The sequence below is a fragment of the Rhodococcus sp. P3_B8 genome, assembly GCF_056402775.1.
Genome location: NZ_JBFUGT010000068.1, coordinates 19,144 through 30,118 on the forward strand (window position 1 = coordinate 19,144; position 10,975 = coordinate 30,118).

The following is a 10,975-nucleotide window of genomic DNA, read 5'->3' on the forward strand; positions in this document are numbered from 1 at the left end:
ACCCTCACCGCACAGTAGGCTGACCACGTGTTCGGCAACATTGGTTGGGGCGAGTTCATGGTCCTCCTCGTCGCAGCTCTGGTCATTTTGGGACCCGAGCGGCTTCCGGGTGCGGTCAGCTGGGTAACGAAATCACTGAGGCAGGTCCGTGAGTATGCGAGCGGCGCCAGCCAGCAGCTCAAGGACGAGCTCGGTCCGGAATTCGAGGATCTGCGCAAGCCGCTGTCGGACCTCAATCAGCTGCGCGGCATGACACCGCGCGCGGTCATCACCAAGCATCTGCTCGACGGTGACGATTCGATTCTCACCGGCAACTTCGACAAGCCGAGTTCGGTGTCGTTCGACAAGTCCGGGACGAAGGCCGTGAGCGCCGATCCGTCGACGCCCACTCCGCCGCAGAACAAGCCCCTCGCGGCAGGCGAGCGCCCCCCGATCGACCTCGACGCAACATAGGCCCTCCGGGCTCGTGCGCCTTTCCGGTTGCTCCGGCAACCGGAAAGGCGCACAGGCGCGTAGCGCCTAGAGGTGGCGGGTGGTGTCGATCCCCAGCGACATTCCGGCGAGTCCCCGCTTGCGGACGGCCAGCTTGTCCGCGATGTCGCGGAGTGCCGTCGCGGCCGGCGAATCCGGGTGGCCGAGGACGATGGGAACGCCGCCGTCGCCGCCTTCACGGACCGCCTGCTCGAGCGGGATCTGTCCCAGCAGCGGCACCTTCGCGCCCACAGCCTTCGTGAGACGGTCGGCGACCGCCTGTCCGCCGCCGGACCCGAAGATGTCCATCCGGCTGCCGTCGGGCATGTCCATCCAGGACATGTTCTCGACGACTCCGACGATGCGCTGACGGGTCTGCAATGCGATGGCGCCCGCGCGCTCGGCCACCTCGGCGGCAGCCTGCTGCGGAGTGGTGACGACGAGGATCTCCGCACCGGGGATCAGCTGCGCGACGGAGATGGCGACGTCGCCGGTGCCGGGCGGCAGATCGAGCAGCAGTACGTCCAGGTCGCCCCAGAAGACGTCGGCGAGGAACTGCTGCAGCGCGCGGTGCAGCATCGGTCCACGCCAGACGACCGGGGTGTTGCCCTGGGTGAACTGGGCGATGGAGATCATCTTCACGTCGTGCGCGACGGGCGGCATGATCATGCGCTCCACCTGCGTGGGCTTGGCGTCGGTGCCGAGCATGCGGGGAACGGAGTGTCCGTAGATGTCGGCGTCGAGAACGCCCACCGACAGTCCGCGGGCGGCGAGTGCGGCGGCCAGGTTGACGGTGACACTGGACTTGCCGACGCCGCCCTTACCGGACGCGACCGCGTAGACGCGGGTCAGGGAACCCGGCTGGGCGAACGGGATGACGGGCTCGGCCGAGTCTCCGCGCAGTGACTTGCGGAGTTCGGTGCGCTGCTCGTCGCTCATCACGTCGAGTTCGACGCGGATCGCACCGACACCGGGGACGTCCGCCACGGCCTTGGTGACACGGTCGCTGATCTCGGTCCGCATCGGGCAGCCCGCGGTGGTCAGGTAGATCGCGATGTCGACGCTGTCGTCGGACGCGATGTCGATGCTCTTGACCATCCCGAGTTCGGTGATCGGTTTCCGGATCTCGGGATCCTGGACGCGCGCCAGGGCGCTACGTACAGCGGACTCGCTCAGGACTGGCATGACTCAATGGTAAGGATGTGCGCTCAGTGGATGCGCGGCAGGTCCGCGGCTGCCGGGATGATTCCGCTGGAGTAGCCGGCGGACCAGGCGAGCACGTTGGCTACGTAGGCGGCGGAGTTGTTGTAACGGTGCACGGCCTTGGCGGCCTGAATCGGATCCTTGACGTTCAATCCGCCGTCGCACAGGTACTTTCCGGTGGTCAGCGCGGAGTCGAAGAGGTTCTGCGGATCGGCGACGCCGTCGCCGTTGCCGTCGCCCGCGTAGCGGTTCCACGTCTCGGGGAGGAACTGGGTGGGGCCGACTGCGCGGTCGTAGTTGGCGTCGCCGTCCAGCTTGCCGCCGTCGGTGTCGCGGATCACCGCGTTGCCGCCAAGGGTGCCGTCGAGGACGGGGCCGAGGACGGGCTTGAGCATGTTGCCCTTGTCATCCGCCTTGCCGTCGTAGGCGTGGGTGGACTCGACGCGGCCGATTCCGGCGATGAGCGTCCAGTACATGCCGCACCCCGGCTGTTCGACGGCGAGCATGCGCTCGGCGTTCTGGTACGCCGTGACGCTGATGGCCGGGATGCCGAGCGCGCCCTGGGCGATGCTCGCCGGGAGGGGCGGGGTGGCCTGGACGGGTGCGAGTGCCGGCGCAGCGGGCGCCGCTTCGGCTGCCGGTGCGGCCTCGGCGGCGGTCTCGGCCACGGGGGTGACGGCTTCCGCGGCCTCGGGTGCGGTGTCGGTCGCCTCCTGGGCGACGTCGGCGACCTCCGACGAGGAGTTAGTGGAGAGGAAAGGGACCTTGGGTGCGGCGCCGGCCGTGTTGGCTGCGGTGATCAGTCCGATGGGGACGAGTCCGGTAAGCGCGATGACCGAATTGCGGCGGATATGGGAGTCCGTCTTCTTGTTGTGCCGACCCACTCGATTGCCTCCTGCGACCCCCGTCTTGGGGTGTTCCGTTCAACTGACCGGATCGAGGCTACCTGATTCGATACGTTTCCGTTATCCAACCGTGATCAAACGGACTTGTATCGCACGATTCCGTTACTCCGAAGGCATGTGAGCGAGGGTAACGAACACGGCAAGGTCACGCCAGGACGTGGAGGTGCCGGGGGTCCGGCACGGATCGGGCCGGTCGGTGCGTCACGATCCGGACACCGGAACACTCCGCCGCGCGCCCTGCAAGCAGAGCGCGCGGCGGAGGCGGAGGTGACTACCGGGGAACGACGTCGGCCGGAGGGGCGCCCGGGGCGGGCTCGACCGGGCCGGGCGTGACGGATGCCGGGACGCCGGGGTCGGCGGGCGGGCAGAAGATCAGACAGGGCAGTTGCGGCAGCGGCGGGAGTCCGGGAATCGGCGGGGCCGGAGCGGGCGTCGCGGGAGTGGCCGCGCCGTCCGTGGACGGCTGCGGGGTGGTCGCGAGATCGCGTGGAAGGTCCGATTCGGCCGCGGCGGCGTCGGCGAGACGTCCGGGCGACGGCGACGCCGACTCCGACAACTGGCTCGGCGTCGGAGTTCCCCCGTTCCGGTAGGCGTTCGACCAGGTGATGACGTTGGCGGCGTACGCGGCAGAGTTGTTGTACCGCAGGACCGCGCGGGTCTCCTGGAGCGGATCGCGGAGGTCGAGACCACCCGAGCAGAGGTACCGGGCGGCCGCCAGCGTCGCGTCGAACACGTTGTTCGGATCGGCCACACCGTCCGCGTTGCCGTCGGAGGCGTACTTGGCCCACGTGGAGGGAATGAACTGCATCGGTCCAACGGCGCGATCGTGCCCGGGGTCGCCGTCCGTGGCGCCGCGGTCGGTGTCTCGGATGACCTCGTTGCCGGCCAGTCTGCCGTCGAGAACGGGACCCAGGATCGGGGTGATCGTGGTGCCGACCGAGTCGGTCCGGCCGCCGCCGGCGTGACCCGATTCGATGCGGCCGATACCGGCCAGCAGATGCCACGGCAGACCGCACTTCGGGGACTCCGCCATCATCTCGAGTTCCGCGGATCGGTACGCGTTGAGCACGATCTCCGGGATGCCCAGAGCGCTCAGGATCACCGGTGCGGCGATGAGCCCGGTGCCGGACGGCGACGTCGGGGATGTGGGATTTGTCACGGCGGGCAGCGGTGCGGGCGCGGGCGGCGGGGGAGCGGCCCGCTGCGACCGGGCGACCCGCGGTGTCGGCGCCACGATTCCCGACGGCGGGAAGTACGCGGCCTGGGGCGTGGTTCCCGGCGTGATCGACGCCGCCGTGAGTGTCGTCGCTCCCGTCGTGGAACCGAACGCGGAAGTGCCCACGGACGCTCCACTCACAGCAGAACCGCCGGTCGAGGACCCGAGGGTGGCAACTGCGCCCACTGTCAGGGCAGTCACCGTCAACAGTCCACGTATCCGCACTCGATCACCCCCTGCGGTGCTCTTCGCTTTCGCACACCGCATACATCCGAGAAGATGTGACTGACGTTACATATACGTGATCGACCCTGCCGGAGTTTGCGGGGATTTGCCGACCCTCATTTGCGCCGGGTGCGGGTGTCTTCGTCGTCGCCCAGCAGCGACTTGATCTCGTCGAGCTCGCGCCGCAGGTAGTCGCGGGTGGCGACCTCGCCGATCGCGATGCGCAGCGCGGCCAGTTCCCGGGCGAGGAACTCGGTGTCCGCCTTCGTCTGCTCGGCGCGCGAGCGGTCCTCCTCGAGAGAGACGCGGTCGCGGTTCTCCTGGCGGTTCTGCGCCAGCAGGATCAGCGGAGCCGCGTACGCGGCCTGGGTGGAGAACGCCAGGTTGAGCAGGATGAACGGGTACGGGTCCCACTGCAAACGGACGGCGAAGACGTTGATGATGATCCAGACGATCACCACCACCGTCTGGATCATCAGGTAGCGGCCCGTGCCGAGGAACCGGGCGAAGTTCTCGCTGGCCCGGCCGACGGCCTCCACGTCGTACGTGACCCGGAAGCGGCGGGTACCCCGCGGGGTGTCGAGGCGCTGCCGGTCGGACAGGCTCCGGGCGGCCGCGCTGGCTGACTTCTCGCTCATCCGTCGATCTCCTCTTCACGCCAGTCCTCGGGGAGGARGTGGTCCAGGACATCGTCGACGGTGACCGCCCCGATCAGGTGGTCCTCGGCGTCGACCACCGGCCCGCACACCAGGTTGTAAGTGGCGAAGTAGCGGGTCACAGACGTCAGGGAATCCTCGGGTGCCAGCCGCGGCATGTCGGTGTCGAGCAGTCCGCCGACCAGGCTCGCGGGCGGTTCCCGCAGCAGTTTCTGCAGGTGCACGCAACCGAGGTAGCGGCCCGTCGGCGTCGCGGTCGGTGGGCGGACGACGAACACCATGCTCGCGAGAGCGGGGGTGACGTCCGAGATCCGGGCACGGGCCAGCGCCTCGGCGACCGTCGTCGAGGCGGTGAGGACCACCGGCTCCGGAGTCATCAGACCACCCGCGGTGTCGGGGGAGTGCTCGAGCAGCCGGCGGACCGGCTCGGAGTCCTGGGGGTCCATCAGCTGCAGCAGCGATTCGGCCTCGGTCTCGGGAAGTTCACCGAGGAGGTCGGCGGCGTCGTCGGGGTCCATGGCCTCGAGGACGTCCGCGGCGCGCTCGACCTCGAGGTGCATGAGCAGGTCCGTCTGGTCGTCGGAGGGCAGTTCCTGGACGACGTCGGCGAGACGTTCGTCGTCGAGTGCGAGGGCGAGTTCGTGGCGGCGTTTCTCCGGCAGGAGCCGCATCGCGTTCGCGACGTCGGCCGCGCGCATGCCCTCGAACTGCGTGAGCAGTGCCGAGACGCCCTGGCCGGGCATCGCCAGGTCGGTCTGTGTGAGGCCCTGGACGTGCTGCCACTCGACGACGTGCATGGCGGCGCGGCGACCGAGTCGGCCGCGGTGCCCGCGCACCGCGACCTTCGACACCACCCAGTCCCGGGTGCGGGTCTGCTCGATGCCCAGATCGACGACGATGATGTCGGCGTCCCGCAGCTCCTCGAGTTCCGGGTCGTCCACGCGCACGTGGGAATCCGCCACCTGGGCGAGGGCGAGCACCTCGCCGGGCCGCTGCTGGAATCGGCGCAGACTGACGTTGCCGGTGGTGAGTGTCACCGAGCTCGGTTCGATGGCGGTGACGCGGAGCATCGGGACGAAGATGCGTTTGCGCGTGAACAATTCGATGACCAGTCCGAGGACGCGCGGCTGCTGCCGGCCGACGCGCGCGGTGATCACCACGTCCCGGACGCGGCCGATCGACTCCCCGTCGGGGCCGAGCACCACCAGGCCGGCCAGCCTGGCTGCAAAAACCTTGTTCGCAGCTGCCATGATTGCCAGGCTAGATCCTTGTACAGAAATACAGGGAATCGAACACCTGCGAAAGTGGAGGATCGTCCGTCATGAGTTCCGTCTACAGGCCACGGCGATCGGTGCTCGCCGTTCCGGGCAGCAGCCGCAAGATGATCGACAAGGCGAAGGGGCTGCCCGCGGACGAGATCTTCCTCGACCTCGAGGACGCGGTGGCGCCGCTCGCCAAGCAGGAAGCGCGCGGCACCATCGCCGAGGCGCTCGCCGAGGATGGGTGGGGCGACCAGATCAAGGTGGTGCGGGTCAACGACTGGACCACCGAGTGGACGTACGCCGACGTCGTCGAGGTCGTGGGACGCGCGGGCGCCCACCTCGACGCGATCCTGCTGCCGAAAGTGCCGGACGCCAGTCATGTTCAGGCCCTCGACCTGCTGCTGACCCAGATAGAGAAGGCCAACGGGCTCGAGGTGGGCCGGATCGGTATCGAGCCGCAGATCGAGAATGCGATCGGGCTCACCAACATCGACGCCATCGCGACGGCCAGCCCCCGCGTGCAGACCCTGGTGTTCGGTCCCGCCGACTTCATGGCGAGCATCAACATGCGCACGCTGGTCGTCGGGGAGCAACCGGACGGCTACGACCGTGGCGACGCCTACCACCACATCCTGATGACCATCCTGATGGCCGCCCGCGCGCACGGGGTGCAGGCCATCGACGGTCCCTATCTCCAGATCCGCGACGTGGAGGCGTTCCGCCGGTCGGCGCAGCGCACGGCCGCACTCGGCTTCGACGGCAAGTGGGTGCTGCATCCCACCCAGATCGAGGCGGCGAACGATGTGTTCAGCCCCCGTCAGGACGATTACGACCGCGCCGAACTGATCCTGGACGCCTACGAGTTCCACACCTCCGCGGCCGGCGGCGGTCGCGGTGCCGTCATGCTCGGCGACGAGATGATCGACGAGGCGAGTCGCAAGATGGCGCTCGTGATCTCCGCGAAGGGTCGCGCCGCGGGTATGAAACGGACCACCGAGTTCGTGCGACCCGACGCGAAATAGCCTCAGCAGGCAGAATGGTTCTCACAGGACCGATCCTGAGAGAACCACACGAGGAGACCAGCTGACGATGACGAATCCACTCGGACAGTCCAATGGGGCGCGGCGTGGGGCTCTGCCGGAACCCCCCACGGGCTGGCCCATCGGTTCGTATCCCACGTACGCGGAGGCGCAGCGCGCCGTCGACTACCTCTCCGATCAGGAATTCTCGGTGGAGGACGTCACCATCGTGGGTGTCAACCTCATGCAGGTCGAGCGGGTGCTGGGCCGCCTCACCTGGGCGAAAGTGATTGGCGGGGGCATTGTTTCGGGGGCCTGGCTCGGCGTGTTCTTCGGGTTGCTGCTGGGCATCGTCACGGGCGGTTTCCTGGCGCCGCTCGTCGTCGGCATCGTCGGCGGCATCATCTTCGGGCTGATCTCCACGACGATCCCGTACGCGGCGACGCGGGGAACCCGGGACTTCGCGTCGACCATGCAGCTGGTCGCCGGGCGGTACGACGTGCTGTGCGAGCCGAAGTCGGCGGAGAAGGCCCGGGACATGCTGGCCAAACTGGCGCTCTGATCGGCGCTCCCGCCTCGACCTGCGGGTTGCGGTCGGGTCACGGATTGCGTCCCATTCGCGACGTTCGCGGCGATTTCACCCAGTTCGCCGACGATGTCGGATAGGTTTACGGCGCAATGCGTGGGCCCAGGCCCGCGCCGAAACCGTGACCTGTCGGTGGAGTGCGCGTTCCGGCAGGAACAAATGTGCGGGCCCGCGTGCCCAGCCGTACCGCGACTGGATCCGTGAGGGGCCGCTCGAGGAGGCGGCTGTGCTGTATCGCACCAAGCCCGGACGCTCGCTGAAGTGGGGACTGATCGGTGCCGCCGCCGTCCTCACCGTTCCCCTGCTGGCTGCGTGCGGGTCGTCCGAAGAGGGCATCGTCCTCAGCTTCTACACGGCTGCCGACGGCGCCGAACAGTATGCGGAGGCCGCGGCCAACTGCACGGCGGCGGCCGGCGGCCGGTACACCGTGGAGCAGCGCACGCTGCCGAAGGGCGCGGACGATCAGCGGCTCCAGTTGGCCCGCCGGCTCACCGGAAACGACACGTCACTCGACATCATGACACTCGACGTGGTGTGGACCGCCGAGTTCGCCGAGGCCGGCTGGGCGGTGCCGCTCCCACCCGGCATCGCGGCGGAGGTCAGCGAGGGCACGCTCGAAGGCCCCCTCGAATCCGCGAAGTGGCAGGACCAGCTGTACGCCGCGCCGCTGAACACCAACACCCAGTTGCTGTGGTACCGCAAGGACCTCATGCCGGACGGGCAGCCGCCGCAGACGTGGGATCAGATGATCGACATCGCGGAGGGCCTCGCCGCGGAGGGGCGGCCCAGTTGGATCGGGGTGCAGGGCAAGCAGTACGAGGGCCTGATGGTGTGGTTCAACACCCTGCTCGCGAGCGCGGGCGGGTCCGTCGTCGCCGAGGACGGGACCACCGTGACGGTCGCGGACGGTGACGCCGCGCTGATGGCGCTCGAGGTCATGAAGCGGGTGGCCACCGCAGAGGGTGCCGACCCGTCGGTGTCCCAGGGTGACGAGGCGTCGTCCCGGCTGGGGATGGAGAGCGGAAAGGCTGCGTTCGAGGTCAATTGGCCGTTCGTGCTKCCGGGCATGATCGAGAACGCGGAGAAGGGGGACCTGCCGTTCATCGACGAGAAGGGCAACCCGACGTCCGTGGACACAGGTAACACGGTGCTCACCGTCGACGGTCAGCAGAACTTCCTCCCGGCGCCGTACCCGTCGGTGATCCCCGGGCGTCCGGCCGAGGTGACGATCGGCGGATTCAACATCGCGGTCGCGAAGACCAGCCAGCATCCGGACCTGGCGTTCGAGGCGGTGTCGTGCCTGCGGAACGAGGAGAACCAGCGCAACAACGCCGTCAACGGTGGTGTGCCGCCGACGTTGGCGAGCCTGTACGACGACCCGGCGTTCCAGGAGGCGTACCCGGCGTGGCGTGAGGTGCGGGAGAGCCTCGAGACGGCATCCGTCCGCCCGGTGTCACCGGCGTACCAGAGCATTTCGACCCTGATCACCGACACGCTGAATCCGGTCGGTGACATCGACCCGCCGCGCACCGTCGACGAACTCGCCGAACAGGTACGCAAGGCGGTCAACTCGGAAGGGCTGATCCCGTGACGACCGAAACCGTGCAGGCGGACCGGGCCGAAGAGCCGAAAGTCGCGTCGAAGAAGCAGATCTCGGAAGGGAAGAAGGCCGAACGCAGACTGGGTTTGTGGTTGGTGGCTCCCGCCGCGATCCTCATGGTCGCGGTGACGGCCTACCCCGTCGTCTACGCGGTGTGGCTGAGCCTGCAGCGCTACGACCTCCGCTTCCCCGACGACCGCAAATTCGTGGGCCTCGCGAACTACGTGTCGGTGCTGTCGGACGCGTACTGGTGGCAGGCCTTCGCGGTGACGGTGGGCATCACGGTCGTGTCGGTGGTGATCGAGTTCGTCCTGGGCCTGATCCTGGCGCTCGTGATGCACCGGACGCTGGTCGGGAAGGGCATCGTGCGGACGGTGGTGCTGATCCCGTACGGCATCGTCACCGTGGCCGCCGCGTACAGCTGGTACTACGCGTGGACGCCGGGCACCGGGTATCTCGCCAACCTGCTGCCCGACGGCAGCGCCCCGCTGACGCAGCAGATTCCGTCGCTGGCGATCATCGTGCTCGCCGAGGTGTGGAAGACGACGCCGTTCATGGCGCTGCTGCTGCTCGCCGGACTGGCCCTCGTCCCCGACGACCTCCTCAAGGCCGCTCAGGTCGACGGCGCCGGGGCGTGGACGCGGCTGGTGCGGATCATCCTGCCGCTGATGAAACCGGCAATCCTGGTGGCGCTGCTGTTCCGCACGCTCGACGCGTTCCGGATCTTCGACAACATCTACGTCCTCACCAAGGGCGCCAACGACACCGGATCACTGTCGATCCTCGGCTACGACAACCTGTTCAAGGCATTCAACCTCGGAATCGGCTCCGCGATCAGCGTCCTCATCTTCCTCTGCGTCGCGCTGCTCGCGTTCGTGTTCATCAAGCTGTTCGGCGCCTCGGCTCCCGGGTCCGACACGGAAGGAAACCGATAGCCATGGCCGTCGTCGACACACCTCGCCGCAAGATCAGCTGGTCCGTGGTCAACCTGCTCGTCCTGCTCTACGCACTGGTCCCGGTGCTGTGGATCGCCAGCCTGTCGTTCAAGCCCGCGGGAACGATCAAGGACGGCAAGTTCATTCCGCAGAAGTGGACACTCGACAACTACCGCGGGATCTTCCAGACCAACGCCTTCACCAGTGCGCTGATCAACTCCATCGGCATCGGGCTCATCTCCACGGTGATCGCCGTCGTCATCGGCACCATGGCCGCCTACGCCATTGCCCGGCTGGACTTCCCGGGCAAGAAGCTGCTGGTCGGCGTGGCCCTGCTGATCGCGATGTTCCCGCAGATCTCCCTCGTGAGCCCGCTGTTCGACATCGAGCGCAGGCTCGGGCTGTTCGACACCTGGGCGGGTCTGATCCTCCCGTACATCACGTTCGCGCTGCCGCTGGCCATCTACACGTTGTCCGCCTTCTTCAAGGAGATCCCCTGGGAGCTCGAGAAGGCGGCCAAGATGGACGGCGCCACACCGGCTCAGGCGTTCCGGAAGGTCGTGGCCCCGCTGGCGGCGCCGGGCATCGTCACCGCCGCGATCCTGGTCTTCATCTTCTGCTGGAACGACCTGCTGTTCGCGATCTCGCTGACCTCGACGGAACGGTCCATCACCGCGCCGGCCGCGATCGCGAACTTCACCGGCGCCTCCCAGTTCGAGGAGCCGACGGGCTCGATCGCCGCAGCCGCGATGGTGATCACGATCCCGATCATCATCTTCGTGCTGTTCTTCCAACGACGCATCGTGGCCGGTCTGACCTCCGGCGCGGTGAAGGGCTGAGACCTGCGTGCAGGGTCGAAACTATGAAGGAGTTTCTGTGGCCGAAATCGTGCTCGAC

Annotated in this window: 11 protein-coding genes; 6 read left to right on the forward strand and 5 right to left on the reverse strand. The window is 67.9% G+C overall.

Annotated features, from left to right (window positions below; translation table 11 throughout):
• The first annotated feature begins 27 nt into the window (after positions 1-27).
• Positions 28-453: a Sec-independent protein translocase protein TatB gene (tatB, locus tag AC1D1G_RS21380; RefSeq protein WP_009479222.1), complete on the forward strand. Its 426-nt coding sequence runs from the start codon at positions 28-30 to the stop codon at positions 451-453.
• 66 nt (positions 454-519) lie between these two features.
• On the opposite strand, the gene AC1D1G_RS21385 is transcribed toward tatB, so the two are convergent.
• The 5 genes from AC1D1G_RS21385 to AC1D1G_RS21405 form a co-directional block, all read right to left on the reverse strand.
• Positions 520-1,656: an Mrp/NBP35 family ATP-binding protein gene (locus AC1D1G_RS21385; RefSeq protein WP_105412772.1), complete on the reverse strand. Its 1,137-nt coding sequence runs from the start codon at positions 1,654-1,656 to the stop codon at positions 520-522.
• 23 nt (positions 1,657-1,679) lie between these two features.
• The gene (locus AC1D1G_RS21390; RefSeq protein ID WP_283332890.1) at positions 1,680-2,558 is read right to left on the reverse strand and encodes a lytic transglycosylase domain-containing protein; all 879 of its coding nucleotides are present in this window, start codon (positions 2,556-2,558) and stop codon (positions 1,680-1,682) included.
• A gap of 292 nt (positions 2,559-2,850) precedes the next feature.
• Positions 2,851-4,020, reverse strand: coding sequence for a lytic transglycosylase domain-containing protein (locus tag AC1D1G_RS21395; protein WP_283332891.1), 1,170 nt, complete (start codon positions 4,018-4,020; stop codon positions 2,851-2,853).
• 116 nt (positions 4,021-4,136) lie between these two features.
• Entirely contained in the window at positions 4,137-4,658 is a 522-nt protein-coding gene (locus tag AC1D1G_RS21400) for a DUF1003 domain-containing protein (protein WP_280783506.1), read from the reverse strand.
• Complete coding sequence (locus tag AC1D1G_RS21405) at positions 4,655-5,926, reverse strand: magnesium transporter MgtE N-terminal domain-containing protein (RefSeq protein WP_477953585.1); 1,272 nt, start codon at positions 5,924-5,926, stop codon at positions 4,655-4,657. Before AC1D1G_RS21405 ends, AC1D1G_RS21400 begins: the two co-directional genes overlap by 4 nt.
• A 71-nt stretch (positions 5,927-5,997) precedes the next feature.
• Between AC1D1G_RS21405 and AC1D1G_RS21410 the strand changes: the two genes are divergently transcribed.
• From AC1D1G_RS21410 to AC1D1G_RS21430, 5 genes are all read left to right on the forward strand, one after another.
• Entirely contained in the window at positions 5,998-6,960 is a 963-nt protein-coding gene (locus AC1D1G_RS21410) for an HpcH/HpaI aldolase/citrate lyase family protein (RefSeq protein WP_283332892.1), read from the forward strand.
• A gap of 67 nt (positions 6,961-7,027) precedes the next feature.
• Entirely contained in the window at positions 7,028-7,519 is a 492-nt protein-coding gene (locus tag AC1D1G_RS21415) for a general stress protein (RefSeq protein ID WP_005239275.1), read from the forward strand.
• A gap of 250 nt (positions 7,520-7,769) precedes the next feature.
• A complete protein-coding gene (locus AC1D1G_RS21420) occupies positions 7,770-9,134 on the forward strand; it encodes an ABC transporter substrate-binding protein (RefSeq protein ID WP_280783507.1) in 1,365 nt (454 codons plus the stop codon).
• On the forward strand, positions 9,131-10,078 hold the full coding sequence (locus AC1D1G_RS21425; RefSeq protein WP_005573473.1) for a carbohydrate ABC transporter permease: 948 nt from the start codon (positions 9,131-9,133) through the stop codon (positions 10,076-10,078). Before AC1D1G_RS21420 ends, AC1D1G_RS21425 begins: the two co-directional genes overlap by 4 nt.
• A gap of 2 nt (positions 10,079-10,080) precedes the next feature.
• Positions 10,081-10,917, forward strand: coding sequence for a carbohydrate ABC transporter permease (locus AC1D1G_RS21430; protein WP_005239292.1), 837 nt, complete (start codon positions 10,081-10,083; stop codon positions 10,915-10,917).
• Positions 10,918-10,975 lie beyond the last annotated feature (58 nt).